The organism is Rossellomorea sp. NS-SX7 (assembly GCF_052828565.1).
Map to the genome: position 1 here is coordinate 2,585,902 of NZ_CM128249.1, position 22,578 is coordinate 2,608,479.

21 protein-coding genes are annotated in these 22,578 nt (G+C 41.9%); 7 read left to right on the plus strand and 14 right to left on the minus strand.

Annotation, left to right across the window (positions count from 1 at the left end):
* Positions 1–186: 186 nt before the first annotated feature.
* The 5 genes from ACUXV2_RS12995 to ACUXV2_RS13015 form a co-directional block, all read right to left on the minus strand.
* Positions 187–2,385, minus strand: a complete 2,199-nt coding sequence (locus ACUXV2_RS12995) for a peptidoglycan D,D-transpeptidase FtsI family protein (RefSeq protein WP_446247071.1) — start codon at positions 2,383–2,385, stop codon at positions 187–189.
* Between the two features lie 132 nt (positions 2,386–2,517).
* Complete coding sequence (locus tag ACUXV2_RS13000; protein ID WP_446243615.1) at positions 2,518–3,735, minus strand: MFS transporter; 1,218 nt, start codon at positions 3,733–3,735, stop codon at positions 2,518–2,520.
* A gap of 108 nt (positions 3,736–3,843) precedes the next feature.
* A complete protein-coding gene (locus ACUXV2_RS13005; protein WP_446243616.1) occupies positions 3,844–4,452 on the minus strand; it encodes a superoxide dismutase in 609 nt (202 codons plus the stop codon).
* 465 nt (positions 4,453–4,917) lie between these two features.
* Entirely contained in the window at positions 4,918–5,397 is a 480-nt protein-coding gene (locus ACUXV2_RS13010; protein WP_446243617.1) for a DUF456 domain-containing protein, read from the minus strand.
* Between the two features lie 70 nt (positions 5,398–5,467).
* On the minus strand, positions 5,468–7,096 hold the full coding sequence (locus ACUXV2_RS13015; protein WP_446243618.1) for a Na/Pi cotransporter family protein: 1,629 nt from the start codon (positions 7,094–7,096) through the stop codon (positions 5,468–5,470).
* A 236-nt stretch (positions 7,097–7,332) separates the two neighbouring features.
* Here ACUXV2_RS13015 and ACUXV2_RS13020 point away from each other — a divergent pair, with 236 nt between their 5' ends.
* Complete coding sequence (locus tag ACUXV2_RS13020) at positions 7,333–8,100, plus strand: DUF1189 domain-containing protein (RefSeq protein ID WP_446243619.1); 768 nt, start codon at positions 7,333–7,335, stop codon at positions 8,098–8,100.
* Positions 8,101–8,144: 44 nt separating this feature from the next.
* Here ACUXV2_RS13020 and ACUXV2_RS13025 read toward each other — a convergent pair whose 3' ends face one another.
* Together ACUXV2_RS13025 and ACUXV2_RS13030 are read right to left on the minus strand one after the other, a co-directional pair.
* Positions 8,145–9,866 carry a methyl-accepting chemotaxis protein gene (locus tag ACUXV2_RS13025; RefSeq protein ID WP_446243620.1) on the minus strand — a complete coding sequence of 574 codons (1,722 nt, stop codon included), beginning with the start codon at positions 9,864–9,866 and terminating at the stop codon, positions 8,145–8,147.
* Between the two features lie 79 nt (positions 9,867–9,945).
* Positions 9,946–11,148, minus strand: coding sequence for an MFS transporter (locus ACUXV2_RS13030; protein ID WP_446243621.1), 1,203 nt, complete (start codon positions 11,146–11,148; stop codon positions 9,946–9,948).
* Positions 11,149–11,188: 40 nt separating this feature from the next.
* Here ACUXV2_RS13030 and ACUXV2_RS13035 point away from each other — a divergent pair, with 40 nt between their 5' ends.
* Entirely contained in the window at positions 11,189–11,557 is a 369-nt protein-coding gene (locus tag ACUXV2_RS13035) for a hypothetical protein (RefSeq protein ID WP_446243622.1), read from the plus strand.
* Positions 11,558–11,680: 123 nt separating this feature from the next.
* Positions 11,681–12,799: a flavodoxin-dependent (E)-4-hydroxy-3-methylbut-2-enyl-diphosphate synthase gene (gene ispG, locus ACUXV2_RS13040; protein WP_446247072.1), complete on the plus strand. Its 1,119-nt coding sequence runs from the start codon at positions 11,681–11,683 to the stop codon at positions 12,797–12,799.
* 201 nt (positions 12,800–13,000) lie between these two features.
* On the opposite strand, the gene ACUXV2_RS13045 is transcribed toward ispG, so the two are convergent.
* Positions 13,001–13,366 carry a DUF4190 domain-containing protein gene (locus ACUXV2_RS13045; RefSeq protein ID WP_446243623.1) on the minus strand — a complete coding sequence of 122 codons (366 nt, stop codon included), beginning with the start codon at positions 13,364–13,366 and terminating at the stop codon, positions 13,001–13,003.
* Between the two features lie 195 nt (positions 13,367–13,561).
* Between ACUXV2_RS13045 and ACUXV2_RS13050 the strand changes: the two genes are divergently transcribed.
* Positions 13,562–14,131 carry a hypothetical protein gene (locus ACUXV2_RS13050; RefSeq protein ID WP_446243624.1) on the plus strand — a complete coding sequence of 190 codons (570 nt, stop codon included), beginning with the start codon at positions 13,562–13,564 and terminating at the stop codon, positions 14,129–14,131.
* Positions 14,132–14,566: 435 nt separating this feature from the next.
* Here ACUXV2_RS13050 and ACUXV2_RS13055 read toward each other — a convergent pair whose 3' ends face one another.
* The 4 genes from ACUXV2_RS13055 to ACUXV2_RS13070 form a co-directional block, all read right to left on the minus strand.
* The gene (locus tag ACUXV2_RS13055) at positions 14,567–14,983 is read right to left on the minus strand and encodes a Fur family transcriptional regulator (RefSeq protein WP_446243625.1); all 417 of its coding nucleotides are present in this window, start codon (positions 14,981–14,983) and stop codon (positions 14,567–14,569) included.
* Positions 14,984–14,986: 3 nt separating this feature from the next.
* Positions 14,987–15,844: a metal ABC transporter permease gene (locus tag ACUXV2_RS13060; protein ID WP_446243626.1), complete on the minus strand. Its 858-nt coding sequence runs from the start codon at positions 15,842–15,844 to the stop codon at positions 14,987–14,989.
* Positions 15,845–15,859: 15 nt separating this feature from the next.
* Complete coding sequence (locus ACUXV2_RS13065; protein ID WP_446243627.1) at positions 15,860–16,627, minus strand: metal ABC transporter ATP-binding protein; 768 nt, start codon at positions 16,625–16,627, stop codon at positions 15,860–15,862.
* Between the two features lie 263 nt (positions 16,628–16,890).
* Positions 16,891–17,772 (minus strand): YitT family protein, encoded by an 882-nt coding sequence (locus tag ACUXV2_RS13070; protein WP_446243628.1) that lies wholly within the window; start codon positions 17,770–17,772, stop codon positions 16,891–16,893.
* 80 nt (positions 17,773–17,852) lie between these two features.
* Between ACUXV2_RS13070 and ACUXV2_RS13075 the strand changes: the two genes are divergently transcribed.
* A complete protein-coding gene (locus ACUXV2_RS13075; protein ID WP_446243629.1) occupies positions 17,853–18,107 on the plus strand; it encodes a DUF2624 domain-containing protein in 255 nt (84 codons plus the stop codon).
* 44 nt (positions 18,108–18,151) lie between these two features.
* Here ACUXV2_RS13075 and ACUXV2_RS13080 read toward each other — a convergent pair whose 3' ends face one another.
* Both ACUXV2_RS13080 and ACUXV2_RS13085 read right to left on the minus strand, forming a co-directional pair.
* Complete coding sequence (locus ACUXV2_RS13080; protein ID WP_446243630.1) at positions 18,152–19,045, minus strand: deoxyribonuclease IV; 894 nt, start codon at positions 19,043–19,045, stop codon at positions 18,152–18,154.
* 70 nt (positions 19,046–19,115) lie between these two features.
* Positions 19,116–20,423, minus strand: a complete 1,308-nt coding sequence (locus tag ACUXV2_RS13085; protein WP_446243631.1) for a DEAD/DEAH box helicase — start codon at positions 20,421–20,423, stop codon at positions 19,116–19,118.
* A 211-nt stretch (positions 20,424–20,634) separates the two neighbouring features.
* Here ACUXV2_RS13085 and vrrA point away from each other — a divergent pair, with 211 nt between their 5' ends.
* Together vrrA and ACUXV2_RS13095 are read left to right on the plus strand one after the other, a co-directional pair.
* The gene (gene vrrA, locus ACUXV2_RS13090) at positions 20,635–21,393 is read left to right on the plus strand and encodes a VrrA/YqfQ family protein (RefSeq protein WP_446243632.1); all 759 of its coding nucleotides are present in this window, start codon (positions 20,635–20,637) and stop codon (positions 21,391–21,393) included.
* A 195-nt stretch (positions 21,394–21,588) separates the two neighbouring features.
* A complete protein-coding gene (locus ACUXV2_RS13095) occupies positions 21,589–22,539 on the plus strand; it encodes a 4-hydroxy-3-methylbut-2-enyl diphosphate reductase (RefSeq protein WP_446243633.1) in 951 nt (316 codons plus the stop codon).
* Positions 22,540–22,578 lie beyond the last annotated feature (39 nt).

Sequence of the window (22,578 nt, forward strand, 5' to 3'; positions counted from 1 at the left end):
TTTTAATCGTTTGTAAAGGTTTTGTAAATTCGACATTTTTCTCAGTTAACTGTATACATACTATGCATAAACCTTTATTAACGTTAGTATTTCTTAAGCTAACTGATTTATGCAAAAAAATAAAAATCCCCATGAACAAACAAAAAGCAGATCCCGTTTCGGGATCTGCTTTTTACATCTTTTCACCTAGTTATTCTCTTCGCGGTCTTCTTCCTGTCTTTTTTCTGCTTCATCAGCATTTTCGATTCTTTTATTGACAGAGGTCGGATCGCCAACTTCTTCTGCACGCTCTTTCTTCAGTTCAAAATACTTGTCCATCACACGTTTGGAAATATATTTATTGACATAAGGATCGGCTACACCGCTTGCCTGCACATGTGATGCAGGAACCATTGTTGCATAGGCAACTTCCGGCTGATCGAAAGGTGCATAGCCAATCAGAGTTGTATTATAGCTCAATTTCCCATCAATATATGTTTCGGCTGTACCCGATTTACCTGCCGCATTATACGGTGCGTCCTTGAACTGTGAATAAGCGGTACCTTCCGGATAATGATACACACGGTAAAATCCTTTTTGAACATGTTCAATCTGGGACTGTGTGGCTTCAATCCTGTTCAATACATTCGTCTCTTTCTCAAAAAGAATCGGGCCCAGCCTGTCCTTTTCATTTATCGGCTCCCTGATTTCCTTCATGATATGCGGCTGCACACGGTATCCGTCATTCGCGATGGTGGATACATACTGAGCGAGCTGCATCGTTGAATACGTATCAAATTGCCCGATTGCGAAATCCAGTAGCAGCCCGGGATTAGACAGGTTCCCTTCGATTCCTGTAGCTTCACCAGGCAGATCGATTCCTGTCGAGACACCTAAACCGAATTGAGAGAAATGGTTGCGGAATGTTTTTATTGCATCGGGATTATTTATCATGTTGGCGCGGGGAACATATTCCCTTCCCGCTATTCTCATTGCGATTTTGAACATATAGGAGTTAGATGACTTTTCGAGCGCAAATAAATCCGTCATTGGAATACTGCCATATCGGTTAAACCATGAAGTCTTTGGTGTACCTTGTCTTCCTATGATGATCGGCTCATCCACCAGCACTTCACCAGGTGTCAGTTTGCCGGTCATATAACCTGTCAGGACGGTTGCACCCTTTACGACCGAACCTACCTCATAGGTAGTTGTAAAGGTGCCTAATGCAGCATCACGCATCTCGTATTTTCCTGTTTCGGCGTTTTTCACGTATTGTTTACCTGCCATCGCCAGGATTTCTCCGGTATTTGGATCCATCATGACAACATACGCACGGTCAAGGTCAGGCGACTCACTGCGATTGACCACCTGTTTCATCAGTTCTTCTTCGATGATTTTCTCAACTTCACGCTGCAATTCCATGTCGATTGTCAAAACAACGTCTTTGCCTCTCTGTCCTTCCTGGATCAGAAGTGACTCCAATACACTTCCGCCCTTGGTGACATTTTTTATCTGTTCTTTTTGTCCTTGAAGAACTTCTTCATATTCTAACTCGACATAGCTCTTCCCAACCCGGTCATTACGGTTGTAATCTCTAGCTAAATAGGAATCTACCAAATCCTTCGGGAGACCTTCCCGGGCGGATGAGACATTCCCAAGGATTGTCCGGAGCGTGTCATCGAACATATATGACCGCTTCCAATCGGTTGTGGTATTCACTCCCGGAAGCTCGCTTAAATGTTCGCTGACTACTGCAAACTCCTCGGGTGTCACCCCTTCATTTTTAACGATTTGAGGATTGAGTGCATATCCGGTTGTAAACTCCCGATAGATGGCAATGACCTCAATATCCTTTTCAGTGAGTGACGAAATTTCCTCTTCTGTGATCCGGTCCAGTCTCATTTTATAAACTTTGGAGTTTACCTCTTCTTCGGATAACTCTTCATTACTTTGAAGTTTTTCTATTTCCTCTTCAGAAACCTTCGCTTCAGCTTTTTTCTTATTCTTAATGATCCAATAATCTTTCTTATCCCGTTCCGTCACTTCTTTTGTATCTTTTTCGATATAATCGGCCAGCCTGGAAGCAACGTCAAACATTTCTTCAATCGAAGTATTGTTCGTTCTTGTATAGGTAATGGCGTTTAACGGGATATTATCCACAATCACATTCCCATAGCGATCAAAGATTTTTCCTCGCGGGACACTGGTTTTCACGACCACATCTTCTGTTCTTTCCACTTCTTTTTTATAGCTTTCCCCATTCACAATCTGAACAAGTCCGAGTCTCAAAACCAAAAGAGAAAATAACAAGAACACCGCAAAAAACAGCAAATTCATCCTTACGGGGACATGTGTCTTTTTCTTTTTCTTACTTTTCTTCAATCGTTCCAGTCCTTCCTCTATGTAAAAATATCGTATCGAATTCTGTCCAACCCTTATTTTATAGAAAATCACCAGCTTTTTCTACTCTCACGGAACGGAAATCACATAACAAAGAGAGGAAATAAATCCCTCTCTTTGAACGTATTTACATATTCATGATGCAGGCAGCTCCACTTTTCTTACAAATAAGTAAATGAGGGTGTGTCCTGCTCCTAATAATAAAAGCAAAATCGGGATGCTCTGTTCCTGTTCAAAGTAAGTCACAGACACAATGAATGCTGTCACAGAAACAATTCTTCCAAGATTTAAAAACAATTCCCGCACAACGATATATTCAATTCTCATTTCAGCTGCCTTCCATCCTGTACCGATTACATCATATGTCATTGAGATATAAGGAACCAACAGAATTGGATAAGCAACAGCAATCATGGCAGCATACAGCAATAACTTCATGTAGGTTACATCGACAACGATCAAAAAGATTGCCAGATAGAGGAGCATGCCTCCAAGCAGTATGGCCCGCTTACGGTATTGTTTTTTTATGACCCTTGAGGCGACATAATAGCCGATAAAGGCAATACCTGAATTGATCAACCCGAAGGTACCAATGGCAAATTCACTTCCGGTGCTGATAAATACAAAAACGGAAATGATGAAGATAAACGTCCCTTCACGCAGCCCCTGAAAAAAATGGGCATTGGTGATGAGCCGCCAGTTATTGTTATGTTTTCTTTCCTCGAATATCCTAATAAACAGATAGCGGCCGGAAGCAGGACGTCTCTTCAAGAAAAAGCTTAACAGAACAGCAACAGTGAATAAGGCAAGGGAAATGCCAAAAACGATTGTGTATCCCTTGAAAGAAGTGAATCTCGAAATAATGTAGCCTGCAAGTATTGGACCCAGCATCCCGCCAGCAGACGTCAACGTCCCCAAAAACCCATTAAAAAAATCCCTTGTCTCGGGTTCGGTTATTTCAAATGTAAGGACATTAAATGCCAGCCAATAAAATCCATACCCAATTCCCAGTAGGGCACCAAGAACAACCAAGAAGTTCTCGGCAGATTCACCAAATGATAGGACGGATATGTAAAATACAGCAAGAAAAATGACACCGAATCTCAAGACGATCACACGGTCTACCTTTTTTGCCAGCCTGCCGGCCAGTATAAACGTCAATGGCTGAAAAATGACTACGGTTAAGTTGTAGACCCCAAGGTCGATAAACTCTCCTGACTGTTTCCATAAATAGATATTCACAAATGTATTTGATAAAGCGATACTCAGTGAATATAATCCCCCAATCAGCAATAACAACGAAAGGTCTCTTGTTAAATCAATGTCACCTAAAATCCTTTTAAAGCTGCTCATCATTAAAACTCCCCTTTTACGTACCCCTATCTTTTGAAAAAGGGCGGGAAGTTATGCAGAAAAAAGAGAGGTTCCCAAAAGAACCCCTCTTCAAAAAATGGTATTAAATTATTTTGCAGCAGTATAACGCTTTGCCACTTCATCCCAGTTTACTACATTCCAGAATGCATTGATGTAGTCAGGGCGACGGTTTTGATAATTCAGGTAGTATGCATGCTCCCAAACGTCAAGGCCAAGGATCGGTGTTTTACCTTCCATTAACGGGCTGTCCTGGTTAAGGGTGCTTGTTACTTCCAACTCACCATTGTTCACTACTAACCACGCCCAGCCTGAACCGAAGCGAGTTGCACCTGCATTGGCGAATTCTTCTTTGAACTTGTCGAAGCTGCCGAACTTGGATGTGATCGCGTCAGCTAATTCTCCGCTTGGAGCTCCTCCGCCGTTTGGAGAAAGGATCGTCCAGAATAATGAATGATTAGCGTGACCGCCGCCATTGTTGCGGACAGCTGTACGCGCTCCTTCAGGAACGGCATCCAGGTTGGATACTAAATCTTCGATTGATTTGCTTAGAAGGTCGTCATGTCCTTGAAGCGCATCATTTACTTTTGTAACATATGCGTTATGGTGTTTTGTGTGGTGGATATTCATTGTTTCCTTGTCGATATGAGGCTCCAGAGCGTCATATGCATAAGGTAATTCCGGTAATGTGTAAGCCATAAAAAAATTCCTCCCTATGTAAGTTTCCTGAACTTGAATTCAGGTCGTTTCAGTATAAGATTACCAAATCTCCTATATCTGTTCAAATATTTTGATTGGTTATTCTTACAAAGATAAAATGCCCTTTTTTGTGGGGAATTAACCAATTTAAAATCCGGTTCTGAACGCCGCTGTTGATTTCCGTGCAAGACTTCGCTTTCCGCGGGTAGCCCGTGAGCCTCCTCGGCTTCGCCTGCGGGAAGAAAAGCGGAAGGGCTTTGAAAGAGGCGGGTGGCATAAGACGAATCGGCCATGAAGGCGTTCTTTGCCTTCTTGGTCGGTTTGGCTTATGACATGTGCCTCTAAGCCCTGAAGCTGGACACGTCTCACATAAGCTACTCTTCCCGCAGGAGTCTTCGTCTTGCACTCCAATCAACAGCTGGAATGAACTAAAATCAAATACAACCATTAATCTAAAAAAAGAGATTAAATAACCATAAAAAAGTATATCACCATCACGAGCTGGATTAGTCCTTTAGTAAACACGCTTGAGATGAATCCCACTACTGAGCCGATTCCCACTTTGATGGTTTTCTTGAAAGATGAGCGATGCACGAGCCATTCACCTATGATTGCTCCAAGGAATGGCCCTAAGATGATCCCGAAGACTGGGATGACGAATGGGCCGATCAATAGACCGATGGTACTGCCCCATATTCCAGCTTTGGTGCCGCCGAACCTTTTTACACCAACTAAATTCGCTAAGTAGTCTGCACCGAATAATAAAACAACAAAGAGAATTTGAATGGTCCAGAAAAGCCAATTGAATGGTGAAAAGTCAAAGAAGACACCATAGAGCAAAAAGCTCGCCAATAGAAACAGGACACTCGGTATGATCGGGTAAACAAGTCCGACAAACGCTAAAACCATGAGAACGATGATGATCGTCCAATAAACTACATCCATTATAACTTCTCCCTTCCAAAAAAAGACTGACTCAAGTTACTTGAGTCAGTCTTTACTCTGCTATCTTCTATTATTCTACACCTAACACTGCTTCTGCAATATTTACGGCATGATCACCAATACGTTCTAAATTACTGATGATGTCGACAAATACGATTCCAGCCTGTCCTGAACATTTACCTTCATTGAGGCGAAGGATATGTTGTTTACGAAGCTTTCTTTCCATTTTATCGATTTGGTCTTCTTTTTCTGCCACTTCACGAGCAATATCTGTGTCATTAAGATCAAGTGACTTAAGAGACTTTTCAACCGTTTCAATCGTCAGGCTGAACATGGTTTCAAGATCATGCATGGCATCATCGGTGATTTTCACTTTATTTGACTGTTGATACTCAATCAGTTCAACTATATTTTCAAAGTGGTCTCCAATTCGTTCAATATCACGTACAGTGTCCATCAGGATTGAATGACGTTCTGACTCTGCTTCTGATAAAGAAGATGATGAAAGATCGACCAGATAATTTGTGATCTTCTTATCGAGATTATTGATGGCTCCTTCAATCTGATAAGCAGCATCTGAATTTTTAGAGCTTTTTGTTTTCAGGAATTCATTCGTTTCTTGTAATCCCTTGACAGCAAATTGTCCCATGCGCAGTACTTCTTCTTTCGCCTGCCCTAATGCGATGGAAGGTGATTGCTCAATAAAAACTGGATCCAAGTGCTTGGAGTTTGAATCAACAAATGAATCCTGTCCAGGAATCAACTTCGTAACGATTAATGCCAATACCGCAATAAACGGAAATTGAATAATCGTGTTTGTCACATTGAATGTTCCGTGGGCGAATGCAATCGTCATCGGCTCATTCAAGTTCAATTGAGCTTGAAGGAACAGAACGAATTTTTCAAATAACGGCAATAAGATAAGGAATATCGCCGAACCAAGCAGGTTGAACATAACATGCACAGCGGCTGCTCTTCTCGCTGCTACTGATGCACCAAGTGCAGCTAATACAGCAGTGATCGTTGTTCCGATATTATCACCGAATAAAATCGGCAATGCCGCATTTATATCTACCAGGTTTGAGCTGTATAGCTCTTGCAGGATTCCGATTGTCGCTGAAGAACTTTGTACGATCACAGTAAATAACGTACCGATCACAACCCCTAAAATAGGGTTTGAACTCATACTTACCGTCAGATCATGAAATGCCTCAAGGGAGCGCAGCGGCTTCATCCCGCCACCCATTAATTCCAATCCATAGAATAGTGCTCCAAATCCAAAAATCATCTGACCAAAGTTCTGAAGCTTCTTATTCTTAAAGAAGAAAAGTAAAATAGTACCCACCGCTATAATCGGTAAAGCGTATTCGCCTAAATCAATACCGATTATGAACGCTGTGACAGTAGTACCGATATTGGCACCCATAATAACTCCAATCGCTTGTCTCAGTGTCATGAAACCAGCACTTACCAATCCGACAACAATTACGGTTGTACCACTGCTGGATTGAATCAAGACAGTTACAAAAATACCTGCAAGTACACCCATGAAAGGATTTGTCGTGAACTTATCAAGTATATCCTTCAGGCGTTCCCCTGCAGACTTCTGTAAACCATCCCCCATGTATTTTATCCCAAAGAGGAAGATCCCCAGTCCACCAAAGAACTGAAACAACATCTCTTGCCAATTTAATTCCATTTTTTCAACCCCTACTTAAATTTTCGACATTTAACAACAAAAACCCCATACCATTTTTAATACATTTTAGAGATTTCGTAAATAGTTTTCACCCCAAATTTACAATAGGTTAATAAAAGTGCTCATTTATTACAATTACATTACAGATTATAATGATTATCATTTTATTCTTTCTTGCTAAGACTCTGTTTCACGATTAGTATTAATATGGAATTGATCGAAAGGAGGACCTGTTGATGAACCTGTTTCAACAATTGTATAAAAGTATTTATTCCCCGAAGGATATTGTAACATTCCGGTTTCAAGGGATTGGAAAAACTATACGTTATGTTTTTCTTCTTGCATTGATATCGATTCTCCCGAATGCTGTTCAATTCATTGGGTTCGCCTCCTCTTCTTTATCCACAGTCAAGGAAGCTTTAGTCAATGATCTTCCTTCCTTCTCTATTGAAGATGGCTCTCTTTCTACAGCGGAGGATCGGCCATTGACAGTGAAAAAGGAACATTTACTCATCATTCTTGATAGTACGGGTGAAATTCAAGAAGACGATCTGGATCGTGATAAGAATACAGTGGCTTTCCTAGAAAATAGTCTGGTTGTCATAAATGAGGAAAATATACAGACAAACTCTTACGCTACTTTCAATGACTTGGTCATTACAAAAGCAAAAATAATCGATGTGATCGATTCCATTCTTGCTTTAAAATGGATTTTGCTTCCCGTTGCCCTTCTCGTACTTTACCTTTTCACTTCCGGTTTGATGTTTTTGAAAGTAACCATCTTCGGATTGATCGGTGTGATGTTGGCAAACCTGATGAAGCGAAAATTGAATTACCGCCAAAGCTGGCGTATTACCGCTTATTCCGTCACTCTTTCTACACTGTTTTTTACCCTGATGAAGTTTTTGCAAACCTCTATAGCTGCTGCCCCTTTATTGGACTGGTTTGTCGTGATGGTCATCATGTCCCTCGCCATCAAAGAAATACCGCAGCCACAGAAATGAGCATAAACAACCCCCTTACCTTTTCATGGCAAGGGGGTTTTCTACTAGATATTCATTTGTTGTCCGATTTTCTTTAATTCATTGGAATTACCCAAAAGCTCCTCTCCTATTTTAAAAGTAGCATCTAGTTTTTTTAACTGACTATCAAAAGCGGACATCATCCCTTCCGTACCAGCCAAAGTCTCTTGGGCAACAGAGGAAAAGGCATCAGTGGAATTTTCTACTTTTGGCAAAGAATCTTGCAAAAAGCGTAAATCAACTCTCATACGATCCAACACCTTTGTTACTTCTCCAATATCCTTTTTCACTAAATCAAATGACTCTTTCGTGCTTGTCGCTTCATTTATTTGCTTATGAAACTCTGATGAGAAGTGAGAAAACTGAGATGCAGCCTGTTCGGTTATTGCGTTCATCCTATGTATGGTGTCAGATATATTTCCAGTCGCATTCGCTGATTGTTCCGCTAACTTTTTCACTTCATTGGCTACAACTGCAAAACCCCTGCCTGCTTCTCCTGCTCTCGCTGCCTCAATCGCAGCGTTCAATGCAAGAAGCTTCGTTTGTTCAGCAATCTGATGGATAAGAGAAATAACAGATACTATAGACTTTGAATGATGATGGACATTTCCCATGATCTCCGTCATCGAATTCAACTCTTTTGAAAAGTTCTTCATTCCAAACACCATCTGATCAACATGTCTGTCTCCTTCACCAGCCGAGCGGTTCATATCGGTCGTTTTTGTCAGTACATTGTCCATTTGGGCAAAAACCGACTCAACAGATCCTTTCATTTCATAAAAATGATGCACACTTTCTTCAGAAGTACCCGCTGTCTCAGCGGCTCCTTTATTAACCATCCGGACAACTTCCATCATCCTCGCATTTTCCTTGAGTAATTCCCCTGAAGATAATTGAAGTTTACTTCCTGTGTTATATAAATGCTCTGTCGTCCGATGTATGTTCACGATAAGTCCCTTCATTTTTTCAATCATCAATTGAAAGCTTTTTTGAAGGGACTTAATTTCGGGTACTGAAGTATTGATTGCGATTGTTGCATGAAGATCACCATCACGTATTTTTTTCATTGCCTCCCTTAGTTCAGCAATCGGAGACACCAAACGATTCACGATGATCATAACGATGATACATGCCGTTAGAACACAACATAGAATTGTTATTATTGTATAAACCGCTATCGAATGCAGCCCTTTCATATAATTCTCCTGAGGGATGACTATGACATATTCCCCCTGTAATTCTTGAATGGTGTGATATGCCAGCGTATAAGCTTTACCGTTTATGGTCCTTTGAGCAGTACCCTTTTCCTTCTTTTCAATCTCCTCAATGAGGTCTTTCGGAAACTGAAGCTTCGTATTCTTACTGACTGCGAATGGGGCTGCCTTTTGATCCTGGATCAGAAAATATTGTCCCTTAAGATCGTCCTGAATCAAGGCTGAATCCTGCTTTTTTATGATTTTGTTCAGCTGCTTTTCAAATTGATCTGGTTTTCCTACATATAATAGCATCAAGCTTTGGGCAATATCGTTTATCGACGTAACTTCACGCTCCAAGCGCTGTTCCATTAAATGAATGGCATTTTTTTCCGATTGCACATATGATATCGATCCAATAATGGAGCCTGTAATGACAACAGTAAGCAGCATAATCATGATTAACCGGAGCTTTAAAGATAAAGAAGGAAAATGACTTATCCTGCTGGCTTTATTCATGAAACGTTTTAAGAATAAAAGAGGTGTGTTCGACATTTTTCTACATCCTTCCCAACTATTTCCTAAGATATCTTCTCAAATAAATGTTAAGGAAGTGTAAATGCAGTGTTTGATTTTAGTTAATTCCAGGTCTAAAGACCCTGCTCCTGCGTTTCATGATTAACAGATATAACAGTACGTTACATACTGAAAACATAAAAGTTAGTCCATACATTGCAAGAATATCTTCTTTCCACACAGAATAGGCTATAGGACCCAGCGCCACCCCCAGAAACCTGACGGCACCATACAAACTTACGACGAATCCTCTCTCGCCTTCATCCACGCTGCCCGTAATAAACGTATTAAGGACAGGAAGTATCAATCCCAATCCCCCGAAACAGACAGTCATGCAGAAAAGCAGTGAACCCAAAGAATGAAAGAAGACCAAAGCCCCGAGGGGAACTGTCATCAATCCGATTCCCCACTTGATATAGTACCAGCCCCGTTCTTCATCCATTTTGAGCCTTTTGCTGCTCCAGATAGAAGAAATCGTCATGGCACCGAGAGGGAACATAAAAGAAAATCCCTTAAAAAAACCATCAATATGAAAAGTATTTTCAATATGGTAGGAAAGAAAGAACAGAATGCCGAATAATAAAAATAAACCGATTCCACCAATCATGAAAAGAGGGAGAAGCAATGACCATTTAGAGGCGAAAACAGCAGCCAGATCCCCAACATATTTTCTTACACCAAGTATTCCTTCCTCGTCATGTGCCATGCTGGTGTTTTTCTCTAATCCCGACAGAATCACAAGACAGAGTAATGGAAAAATCCAAAATGCGTTATTCCAGCTTAGAAAAATGGTCAGACCTGCACCAATGATCGGCGCAAGGACCTTACCTATGCCGTTAAACACTTCCAATGCACCTAAAACTTTTGAACGTTCTTCACCGCTGAACAGGTCACCGGCTAAAGCTATTGCAAGCGGCGTGGTCCCGGCGGCTCCCACGCCCTGTAAGCCCCTTCCTCCCATGAAGAGGAATGCAGGGCTCTCCAACCAGGCACTTACTGCACATAGAATACTTCCAACAAAGATGATCCATAAAGAATATTTGATCAAGCGATTACGTCCGAATCGATCTGATAAGAAACCGATAAACGGGATGCAGACTGCAGCAGGAATCGTAAAAGAACTTAAAATCCATCCTGACCATCTTTCATCAATCTGAAGCCCTTTCTCTATACTCGGCAGTATCGGGATCAGCATTGAGTTACCCAATACCATGAGAATCGGAAGCAGCCCAATGATCCCCACCAGCTTTTTGTTCATCATTGCCCTTGTCTCCTTTATCCCAATTTACAGGAGGTTCTATATGAAACGGATGATTATTTTCTTCGGTATTATCATTCTTCTTTACAGCGTCTATTATGATTTAAATAAGGGCACCTTAAACTTGTTGACCAAAAACAATTCCACAGTCGTGACCGCCCAGCCTCAAGACGTACAGAAAGGGAAGATTGAAACGGCCCCCTTACCTGACGCTTCAGATTCCACACAAACCTACATAGAGATGGAGATCAAGCCTGGTGATACCGTACTAAGCCTTGTAGAGGATTCACTGCAAGGAAAGCTTCCTGTATCCATTGAACAGGTGGTCTCAGACTTTGAAGAATTAAACAATACATCACCCGGGAAGATCCAAATAGGCAAAACGTATAAAATTCCTCTCTATACTGACTGACTTCATCACGCTGCCGCACCTAATTCTTGTCAATTGATACAAAACACTGTTACAATAGCTTCGTAATATCTATAATGTATAGTTGAAGAACCTTTCTAAAGGAGCGAATTACACTTGAGTGAAATTATACATCGTTCAAAGACTCGTCCGGTAAAAGTCGGGGATTTAACAATTGGCGGAAACAATGAATTAATTATACAAAGTATGACGACAACCAAGACTCATGACGTCGAAGCGACAGTCAAGGAAATACACCGTCTTGAAGAAGCAGGATGTCAGGTTGTCCGGGTGGCCTGCCCGGATGAAAGGGCAGCCAACGCAATCGCTGACATCAAGAAACAAATCAATATTCCATTAGTCGTGGATATCCACTTCGACTATAAGCTTGCGCTGAAAGCGATCGAAGGCGGAGCAGATAAGATCCGGATCAACCCGGGGAATATCGGACGCCGTGAAAAAGTGGAAGCGGTCGTAAAAGCTGCAAAAGAAAAAGGGATTCCAATCCGAATAGGCGTGAACGCAGGAAGCCTTGAAAGAAAAATCCTTGAAAAATACGGTTATCCAACTGCCGATGGTATGGTTGAAAGTGCCCTTCATCATATCAAGATCCTTGAAGATCTTGATTTTCACGACATCATCGTCTCGATGAAGGCATCTGATGTCAATTTAGCGATCGAAGCATATACGAAAGCTGCGCAGGCTTTTGATTATCCTCTTCACCTGGGAATCACCGAATCAGGAACCCTGTTTGCCGGCACCGTAAAAAGTGCTGCAGGCCTTGGTGCCATCCTTAGCCTTGGCATCGGGAACACCTTGAGAATTTCCCTGAGTGCCGATCCGGTTGAAGAAGTAAAGGTTGCACGCGAACTATTGAAATCGTTCGGCCTGGCTTCCAATGCAGCGACATTGATTTCATGTCCGACTTGCGGTCGAATCGAAATTGATTTGATCTCCATCGCAAATGAAGTCGAAGAATATATCCAAACCATCAAAGCACCAATTAAGGTAGCGGTATTGGGCTGTGCTGTCAACGGACCGGGAGAGGCTCGTGAAGCGGATATCGGCATTGCCGGTGCCCGCGGTGAAGGACTCCTATTCCGCAAAGGTAAAACCGTCCGTAAGGTTCCTGAGGAAACGATGGTCGAAGAATTGAAAAAGGAAATCGATAAAATCGCCCAGGAATACTATGATAAGCAAGAAGCTGAAAAGAAAGAGGCTGAAAAGAAAGAAACGCAAGTATAGGAGAGCTGATGCGCCTTACTTAGCAAAAAAAGCGCTCTTGGTCAGACCGCGGAAGCCGCTCTTTGACTTCTGTGGGCAGACCGGAACGTCTACTGTGGCTATGCGCTGGAACTGTAACCCAAAGCAAAGAGGACTGATCACTCAGTCCTCTTTTTTTTACTTTTTTAAAACGCTCCCCATTTTAAAAAAGTGATTTACTTATTAAAAGAAGGGCAATACAAATAATCCAACGATTATCGATACTGCTCCAATCCCAATTGCCCATGCCCCAAGTGTTTCTGCGCCGCGTCTTCTGGCAACGAACCCGATAACAATACCGGCCGCCCCCATGATGACTGGTAGAATGAATAAGGAAAGGACCGATAGAGCAAGTGCTGAGTACCCCAGTACTCGTCCAGAGGTCGTGCTTTCCTCTTCTGTATCTTCCTCGAAATCGCGGCTTACATTCACTGGCGCAGCGATTTCTGCAGCTGTTTCTTCTTTGAATTCTTGATCTCTATCCAACATTTCCGGATTGTCGTAATATACGTCGATCTCTTCTCGATCTCGATGTCGTTCATCAGCCATACAGCAATCCCTCACTTTCGATGTTTGGGAGCCTTCTTATTGTTTGTATCCGTACATATTTTACTATGCTAATGTTTGTCATTTCTGTTATCATGTTCTTTGTCATTGTCCTGATTTGCACGAATTAAAACCTTATGGGATAAGCTGTAATATGGTACACTTGAAGAAGTTTGTAATGGAGGAGCATGATACCGCATGAAACGCTTTGGAATCGATATAGACGGGACAGTAACGTCTCCTGAGTCATTACTGCCGCATATAAATGATTATTTTAAATTGAACCTGACTTTGAATGATATAACGCAATATGAGCTGACCGAGGTACTGGATATTACCCCTGAAGTCTTCGGCGCATGGTTCAAAGAAGCAGAACCGCTAATTTACAAGCAATCGCCGCTTGCTTCCGGTGCAAAAAGAATCCTTGATGATTGGAAAGAACATCATGAGCTGTTTTTCATCAGTGCACGTCCGTCAGACCTCCTTCAATTGACAAAGGAATGGTTCGACGCCAAGGATCTTATGTATCATCACATCGAATTGATCGGATCTCACAATAAAATTTCAACTGCACAGAAGTATGATGTGGATATCTTTTTTGAAGATAAACATGACAACGCAGTCATGATACATGAAGAATTGGACATCCCTGTTATCTTGTTCAATACTCCTTATAACCAGAAATCCATCCCCCATGGTGTCATCAGGGTGAATGACTGGATAGAGGCAAATCAGTGGGTGCAAAGCTGGCTGCGTGAAGGAAAATAAGATATGCTTTGATCAGCAGATGGCGCATGAATTGACATGCGTCATTTTTTATTACTGTGTTCGACGCTACACGCCGCTTCCTGCTCACTTGCGCTTGCTGCCGTTGAACGAACACAGCATTTTTAACATATCTGCAACTTGGGATATCTCATTTTGGTCAGACGATGACATAAAGAAAGTTCGACAAGTTGCACGTATCTTACGAATTTGGATTGTATTTCGTAAATGTGGATCGTATTTTCAAAAAGTGGTTTATAAAATGTGGATGTGGTTTGTATTTTTCAAAAGTGGATTGAAACATTCATTTTGACCTTACAAATTGCATGATTCCCCTCCATGCTACGTAAAACTGTGCCCTTTTATCGCTGACACACTTAAAAATCGACTCCATAATAATAAAAGAGACCCCTCAGGATCTCTTTCTTCACTTCTATATCATTGACACTGAGGACATTTTCCGTAAATTTCAAATTTATGTCCTGAAATGTCATATCCTGTTTTTTCTATGCTTTCTTTAAGTGCATCCATCGGACATGTATGAATTTCCTTTGTCTTTCCGCAGTCCATACAAATGAAATGATGATGGTGATGGCTGCTTTCACAAGTGAATCGGAAATGCCTCTCCCCTGAAAGCTCAGTCTCTTCAAGAATACCGAGTTCCACGAATAAGCTCAGATTTCTATAGATTGTATCAAAACTCAGTCCAGGGTAGTCATTTTTCATGTGTTCAAGGACATCTTTTGCCGTCAAATATTTATTGGAATCAGAAAACAGTTGAAGTAATTCCTCTCTCTTGCCTGTATGCTTATATCCTTCAGATTTTAAAAGATCCATCGCTTGAGTTACATTCATTTTCTACACCTCTGCTTTTTCAGTATGCCTGGATGATTTGACCTTCTTAACGGCAATGGTGATCAATAATATGAGAATGGCTGTGACCACGATCGTTCCACCGGGAGCAAGGTCCAGGTAGAAGGCACTGACCAATCCGACAATCACGGCTATCTCCCCGAATAATAAAGAAAAGGCAATTGTCTGTTTGAACCCTCTTGCTATCCGGATGCTCGCTGCAACGGGCAGAGTCATCAAGGATGATACGAGCAGGATTCCGACAATCCTCATGGATGCCGCGATGACTAAAGCCACCATCACCATGAAAATAAAATGAATCACTTTAGCCGGGATGCCCGATGCCTTTGCATGATCTTCATCAAAGGAAAGGAGGAATAATTCTTTATACAATAGAAAAATCATCCCGATCACTACGATGCTGATTGCAGCAATCAGATAAAGATCCCCCCTGCTTACAGCACTGACACTGCCAAATAAATAACTGAATAGATCTGTCGTAAAACCGTCAGCAAGCGAAATAAAGATAACACCGATCCCTATACCGCCGGAGAGTATGATGGGAATGGCCAATTCCTGATAGTGTTTGTACAATGTCCTGAGCCTCTCAATGAACAGAGAGCCTGTAACCGAAAAAATCATCCCGAAGTATAAAGGATTGAGCCCTTGGAATGCTGGAACGGTCTTGCTCAAGTATAAACTTGCGGCAATCCCTGATAATGTTACATGACTCAGCGCATCTGCTATCAGTGACAGTCTCCTGACAACGATAAACGCTCCTAGAAGCGGAGCGATGATCCCGATAAGGATTCCTGTAAGAAAAGCATTTTGTAAAAATTCATATTGAAAAATAGCTTGAAGCACACGCTTTTCCTCCAATCAATGATGTTCGTGATTTAAAAAGTGGACATCATGGCCATAAAAGGAAGACATCTCGCCTTCTTTAAGGTTTTCAAACTCTTCCGTTCTTCCATGAAAATGAAGATGTTTATTCAAACAAGCCACATGTGTTACTTTACTTGAAATGGATCCGATATCATGCGTTACCAGCAATAAGGTAATCCCAAGATCCTTGTTCAAATGATCAAGCATATCGTAAAAGTTTTGAACATTTTTGCTGTCTACACCGACAGTCGGTTCATCGAGGATCAATACATCCGGTCTGCTGACAAGGGCACGGGCGATGAATACCCTTTGCTGCTGACCTCCGGACAATTCACCGATATTCCTCCCGGTAAAAGGTGTCATTCCCACTGATTCGATTGCATCCTGTATGTCTTTCCGATACTTGGATGAAATCCTTTTGAACAATCCGGCTTTTTTCGCCAATCCGCTTGCAACCACCTCAAATACAGTCGCGGGAAATCCTGTATTGAAACTATTTGCTTTTTGAGAAACAAATCCGATACGGTCCCACTCTTTGAATTTTTGCTGAGGGGTCCCAAACAGCTCGATTTTGCCCTGCCTCACTTTCAATAAGCCCAGCATGAGTTTCAATAATGTCGATTTCCCTGAACCGTTTGGACCGACAATCCCTAAAAAAGCGCCCTTCGGGATGGAAAGGTTGATATCTTCAAGTACCCGTTCACGGTCATACCTGAAATTTAAATTTTCTATATTAATAATAGGAGCTTGATGTTGTTCCATTGTTTTCAACTCTCTTTTTAAGAATCATTACGATTTAAAACACTTAAGAAAGTATACAATATGGACGATCGATTGTAAACTGAAGTGTTTTTTTGATGGAGAGCAGCTTCACATGGAAAGGCTTCATGCGTATTACATTATTATTTAGCGCATGTTTTTCTGCATCGCACGACTGGTCACCGTCCAGTGTACATTCGATTTTATAAGCTGCCTCCATCAAAAAAAGCTGTCCCTAAGAAAGAACAGCTTTTTTTCGATGAACGTTAATGTATGGCAGATTTAAATCTGGCACCTTTCGTTTCCTGTGTACTCATGATCGTGATAAACGCGTTCGGATCAATATCAGAAACGACCGATTTCAGCTTTGTCACTTCAAGCCTTGTCACAACTACATAAATCACTTCTTTATCATGATCAGTGTAACCGCCGCGGCCTTTTAACATGGTAGTGCCGCGCCCCAATCTGTTTAGAATCGCGTCTGACACTTCCGCATACTCGTCGGAAACGATGATCACTGCCTTCGTTTCATCCATACCTTGAATAACCGTATCGATTGTCTTGAATGCAATATAGTATGTCATTACGGAATACATGGCTTCCTCGATCCCAAACACAAAAGCAGCCCATCCAAAAATAAAGATATTAATGAACATCACAAATTCACCGACGGAAAACGGAAGCTTCTTCGTAAGCAGAATCCCGAGAATTTCAGTTCCATCCAATGAGCCTCCGTGCCGGATGACCAGCCCGACACCAGTGCCGAGAATCAATCCCCCAAAGACGGTTGCGAGGATTTCTTCTTCTATAAAAGGATCGAAATGGTGAAGAAATCCTTCTATGACCGCCAAAGCCACAACGGCAAACAAGGAAGAAACAACAAATGTTTTTCCAATTTGTTTATAGCCTGAATATAAAAATGGCAGATTCAACAGAACCAATAATGTTGAAAAGTTCAGGAGAGGAATGCGGTCCGAAACCAGGTAATCCAATATCAGTGATACACCGATGATGCCTCCATCGATAATATTATTCGGTATAAGGAACAGCTCAATTGAAATTCCAGCAAGTGCTGCCCCGAGGGTTATAAAAACCAGTCGGTAAATAAAATGAAGGGGACTTTCTTTCTTATGTACTCGTTGTGCCATATCATTCTCCCTTTCTCCCCGCAAAAAACTGTCACTTTCTTCTCTGATGTTACATATGTATTTTTTGAGGAGTGATATAGATGAAATTATTACAAAATGTGATTAATCACAAAATCAACAACATTAACCGTGCAGAATTACTTAAGTATGCCAATCAGTACAATATCTCTTTAACCCCCAAACAAGCAGATGCGATTGTCGACAAAGTCAAAGGGAAAAACATCAATATCTTTGATGTCGGGAGCAGGAGCAAATTGGTGAAAGAGCTGGCTAAAGCGATCGGCCCTGCCAAAGCAAAGGAAATCAATCAGCTTTTCATGCAGCTGATCAGATAGATACTTAAAAAAGGAGGCTCTTTCTTTGAAGAGCCTCCCTCACATTACTGACCCTCGATTTTCGTTAATACGTCTTCATCGAATTTTTGACTGCGAAGCATATCAATTTCAAATTTATAAGGAGCCTTCTTGTTCTTTTTATCTTCTCCTACATAAGGCGTTTCAAGGATCTTAGGCACTTCCGACAGCTGTGGATGATGAACGATGTAGTTCAGCGCCTTGAATCCGATATGACCGAATCCGATGTTCTCATGACGGTCTTTCCTTGCACCGGTTGGATTCTTGCTGTCATTTATGTGGAGTACCTTTAGTCTGTCGATTCCGATAATCTTATCGAATTCTTCCAATACCCCATCGAAATCTTCCACGATATTATACCCTGCATCATGGGTGTGACACGTATCAAAACAGATCGAGAGTCTATCATTCAATTCGACTCCTTCGATGATCTGAGCCAGTTCCTCGAAGGATCTGCCGCATTCAGATCCTTTGCCTGCCATTGTTTCCAGGGCGATCTGCGCTGTATGATCTTTTGTCAGCACTTCATTCAGACCTTCAATGATCTTTGCAATTCCCTTATCTGCTCCTGCACCTACATGAGCTCCGGGATGAAGGACAATCTGGTTGGCGCCGAGTGCTTCGGTGCGTTCGATTTCAGACCTAAGGAAATTAACGCCCAATTCAAAGGTCGCCGGATTCGTTGTATTCCCGATATTGATAATATAAGGGGCATGTACAACGATCTCATCGATATTGTTTTCCTTCATGTGCTGCATGCCCGCTTCAATATTCAAATCTTCAATCTTTTTTCTTCTTGTGTTTTGAGGTGCTCCTGTATAGATCATAAATGTATTTGCACCGTAAGATACAGCTTCCTCACTAGAAGCCAGCAGCATCTTTTTACCGCTCATAGATACGTGGGATCCAATCTTGACCATTCTCCTCAACTCCTAAGAAAATCTCTTCTCCATTTTATCGAATGTGTGAAAATGAATCACGTCATAAGGCTTACTTGTTTCTGTTTTTCTTTCTTCTTTCTTTCTTTTTGATTTGATCCATTTTATATTTCATTTTCTTTTTATATCCAGGCTTTACCTTTTTGGGTTTCCGAACAAGCGATTTCGCCTTAACATCAATTTCATCCTGTGTTGTCTTCTGTCGGCTTTTTCGTTTATTCAATGCAGGCAGTTCAATCCATTCACCTTTCTTCAGCTCCATATGGCTGAATGAAATCCCCATCTTTTCCAGTCGATTTAATGCATCTTCATCAGACGGCTCATAAATTGTATAGGCGATTCCCGAATTCCCCGCTCTTGCTGTACGACCCGCTCTATGCACATAGAAATCAAGGTCCTGTGGAAGTTCGTAATTGATGATGTGGCTGACGCCTTCAATATCGATACCTCTCGCCGCCAGATCAGTGGCAACGATATATTGATACTCAAGGTTTCTGATCTGCTTCATCATTTTCTTACGTTCACGCGGGGAGAGATCTCCATGAATCCTGCCTACTTTCAGCCCTTTCTCAAGCAAGGCATCCGCCACTTCGTCCGCATTCGCTTTCGTATTTGTAAAAACGATCCCCAAGTATGGATTAATTTCTACTAATAGATCATGAAGTACATTGACTTTATCGCGGCTCTTCTTCGGTATGATCACATGCTCGATATTTTTAGCTGAGATCCTTTCAGGTTCTACATGGGCAAACTGTGGGTTTTCCATATATTTTTTCATAAAAGGTTTCAGCTTTTCCGGAATCGTTGCAGAGAAAACCAGCATTTGCAGCTTTTCTGGCATTTTAGCAGCAATTTGATCCACATCTTCGATAAAGCCCATATCAAGCATAAGGTCTGCTTCATCCACCACGAGGATGGAAGAAGTATGCACAAACAGAGCTTGTTCCTTTATAAGATCATTGACCCTGCCAGGAGTCCCTACTACGATATGAGGCTGAGTTTTAAGCTTTTCTATCGTTCTTTGTTTATCGGTCCCACCGATGAAGCATCGTGAAGTTATTTCACTGTTTTTAGTGATTTTTAAAATTTCGTGATAAATCTGCTGAGCAAGCTCCCTTGTTGGTGCTGTGATGACAGCTTGGACCTGTCCAGCTGAAGCATCCACCTTTTCGATGATCGGCAGCAAATATGAGTGGGTTTTACCCGTACCCGTCTGCGATTGGCCAATCGCACTTTGCCCCTTCAGGATCAACGGGATCATTTTTTTCTGAATTTCAGTCGGCTCATAGAAACCAAGCTCTTCTACTGCTTGGACAATAAAAGGCTGAAAATCAAAATCTAGAAATAAATTCTTTTTCATTTGTTTCATCTCCTTATTTTTAATATCCTTTTATTTAAACGTAAGTAGTCGGCGTTATATTTAAAGAACATCTAATCATTATAATAAACTTTTCACAAAACATCTAGTTACACTTATAGGGATTTGGTCGATATTGACACAATACCCTTTTTTCCCGAATTGCATACTCTATAAAGACCAAAGATTTATGCAGTGAAAGGAGGCAGGCAGCATGCCGCCTAGAGGACGAATGAGAATGCAGAATCAACATCATGGAAATCCCTTTGAATTGATGCCCCGTCAAGGAGGAAGAAGCCCATTCGGAATGGGGCAGCCCGGTGAAATGAGAAACCCTTTCGGAATGAGACGCCAATCTTCTCCCCCTTTTCAAATGGGACCGCAAATGAACGGTTTCATGGGTCAGCAAGGTCCCGCGCCAATGAATATGCAAGGTATGCAAGACGGTAGGAGAAAAGGACGCGGTGGCGGACTCCTCGCAAAGTTATTAAAGAAAAATGAGAGAGGCAGCCAGCAGGGAGGCATTCTACAGCAATTCAGCAGAACCGAATCAAATGGAGCCGCTGCCGGATTTGAACGTGGACCAAGTGCAGCAGCAGCAGGAGCATCCACTATCGGAAATTTACTTAATCCCGGCAATATCAGTTCCTTTCTTTCCAATACACAGCAGGTCCTGAATGCAGCCCAGCAGTTCGGTCCTATGATTCAGCAATACGGCCCGATGGTAAAGAATCTTCCTGCACTTTGGAAGCTTTACCGAGGTTTTAAGGATCTATCTACAGACGAATCTCAGTCAGGGGAAGGTAAGAAAGAAGAAGCAGAACAAAAAGCTGAACCTGAGAATACAGAAGTAAAGGTATCCAAGAAAAAGAAGAAATCCAAGAAAGAAGCCACTATTGTAGACGAAGCAGAGGTACGGCCACCTAAGAGAAAGTCTTCTCCTGGAAGTTCAAAGCCTAAATTATATATTTAAACCCAATCCCTCTAAGTGTATACTTGCAGGGGTTTTTCTTTCGGTTGTGGCGGAAAACCCTCTATCGAAAAAAATCACCTCTTTTACTAATGCATACAACAAAATCCATAGCTCCTTACCCCTACTCTTTGTCAGATGTCCCATTCTCCTTTATAATAAAGACACAACCTTTCCCATGTAGGAGGATTTTCATAGATGGATATTATCAAGATAACCCCGAGGGGCTATTGTTATGGTGTAGTCGATGCAATGGTCATCGCAAGAAACGCTGCATTAGATAAATCGCTGCCTCGTCCCATTTATATCTTAGGAATGATCGTTCACAACAAGCACGTCACCGATGCGTTTGAAGAAGAAGGCATCATTACGCTGGACGGAAAAAATAGAAAGGAGATCATCGAACAGGTAAATGAAGGTACGGTCATCTTTACTGCACACGGTGTCTCTCCTGAAGTAAAGGAAATCGCACGAAAAAAAGGACTGGTCACACTTGATGCGACTTGTCCCGATGTTACAAAGACACACGACCTCATCCGAGCCAAGGAAGCAGAAGGATACGATGTCATCTACATCGGTAAAAAAGGGCATCCCGAGCCGGAAGGTGCAGTAGGTGTTGCCCCCGATATCGTACATCTTGTCGAAACTGCCGGGGATGTAGAAAAACTGTCCATTGATAATGACAAAATCATCGTGACAAACCAAACGACAATGAGCCAATGGGATGTTCTTGACACCATGGAAAAAGTAAAAGAAATGTTCCCTCACGTCGAACTGCATAAAGAGATCTGCCTTGCGACCCAGGTACGTCAGGAAGCTGTGGCTGAACAGGCCGGCGACGCAGATGTCCTCATCGTAGTCGGAGACCCTAAGAGTAATAATTCAAATCGCCTTGCACAGGTTTCCAAAGATATTGCAGGCACTCCCGCCTACAGGATCTCAGACATCAGCGAGCTGGACATCGAATGGCTTAAATCGGCAAAAGTCGCAGCGGTAACAGCAGGAGCATCTACTCCTACTCCAATCGTTAAAGAAGTCATCAAGTTCCTGCAGGACTTTGACCCTGAAGACGAAACGACTTGGACGAGAGAACATAGTGTTCCTCTGAACAAAATCCTTCCTAAGGTAAAGAAGTCCAAATTAAGTTAAATGAATGTAAATAAGCCCCCTGGCGATTGCCAGGGGGTT

What these genes read in the sequence shown, in the direction of transcription:
- ACUXV2_RS13000 (WP_446243615.1), bottom strand. Translation starts at nt 3,735, where the DNA reads ATGAGCAGCTTTAAAAGGATTTTAGGTGACATTGATTTAACAAGAGAC.
- ACUXV2_RS13005 (WP_446243616.1), bottom strand. Translation starts at nt 4,452, where the DNA reads ATGGCTTACACATTACCGGAATTACCTTATGCATATGACGCTCTGGAG.
- ACUXV2_RS13010 (WP_446243617.1), bottom strand. Translation starts at nt 5,397, where the DNA reads ATGGATGTAGTTTATTGGACGATCATCATCGTTCTCATGGTTTTAGCG.
- ACUXV2_RS13015 (WP_446243618.1), bottom strand. Translation starts at nt 7,096, where the DNA reads ATGGAATTAAATTGGCAAGAGATGTTGTTTCAGTTCTTTGGTGGACTG.
- ACUXV2_RS13020 (WP_446243619.1), top strand. Translation starts at nt 7,333, where the DNA reads ATGAACCTGTTTCAACAATTGTATAAAAGTATTTATTCCCCGAAGGAT.
- ACUXV2_RS13025 (WP_446243620.1), bottom strand. Translation starts at nt 9,866, where the DNA reads ATGTCGAACACACCTCTTTTATTCTTAAAACGTTTCATGAATAAAGCC.
- ACUXV2_RS13030 (WP_446243621.1), bottom strand. Translation starts at nt 11,148, where the DNA reads ATGATGAACAAAAAGCTGGTGGGGATCATTGGGCTGCTTCCGATTCTC.
- ACUXV2_RS13035 (WP_446243622.1), top strand. Translation starts at nt 11,189, where the DNA reads ATGAAACGGATGATTATTTTCTTCGGTATTATCATTCTTCTTTACAGC.
- ACUXV2_RS13045 (WP_446243623.1), bottom strand. Translation starts at nt 13,366, where the DNA reads ATGGCTGATGAACGACATCGAGATCGAGAAGAGATCGACGTATATTAC.
- ACUXV2_RS13050 (WP_446243624.1), top strand. Translation starts at nt 13,562, where the DNA reads ATGAAACGCTTTGGAATCGATATAGACGGGACAGTAACGTCTCCTGAG.
- ACUXV2_RS13055 (WP_446243625.1), bottom strand. Translation starts at nt 14,983, where the DNA reads ATGAATGTAACTCAAGCGATGGATCTTTTAAAATCTGAAGGATATAAG.
- ACUXV2_RS13065 (WP_446243627.1), bottom strand. Translation starts at nt 16,627, where the DNA reads ATGGAACAACATCAAGCTCCTATTATTAATATAGAAAATTTAAATTTC.
- ACUXV2_RS13070 (WP_446243628.1), bottom strand. Translation starts at nt 17,772, where the DNA reads ATGGCACAACGAGTACATAAGAAAGAAAGTCCCCTTCATTTTATTTAC.
- ACUXV2_RS13075 (WP_446243629.1), top strand. Translation starts at nt 17,853, where the DNA reads ATGAAATTATTACAAAATGTGATTAATCACAAAATCAACAACATTAAC.
- ACUXV2_RS13080 (WP_446243630.1), bottom strand. Translation starts at nt 19,045, where the DNA reads ATGGTCAAGATTGGATCCCACGTATCTATGAGCGGTAAAAAGATGCTG.
- ACUXV2_RS13085 (WP_446243631.1), bottom strand. Translation starts at nt 20,423, where the DNA reads ATGAAAAAGAATTTATTTCTAGATTTTGATTTTCAGCCTTTTATTGTC.
- vrrA (WP_446243632.1), top strand. Translation starts at nt 20,635, where the DNA reads ATGCCGCCTAGAGGACGAATGAGAATGCAGAATCAACATCATGGAAAT.
- ACUXV2_RS13095 (WP_446243633.1), top strand. Translation starts at nt 21,589, where the DNA reads ATGGATATTATCAAGATAACCCCGAGGGGCTATTGTTATGGTGTAGTC.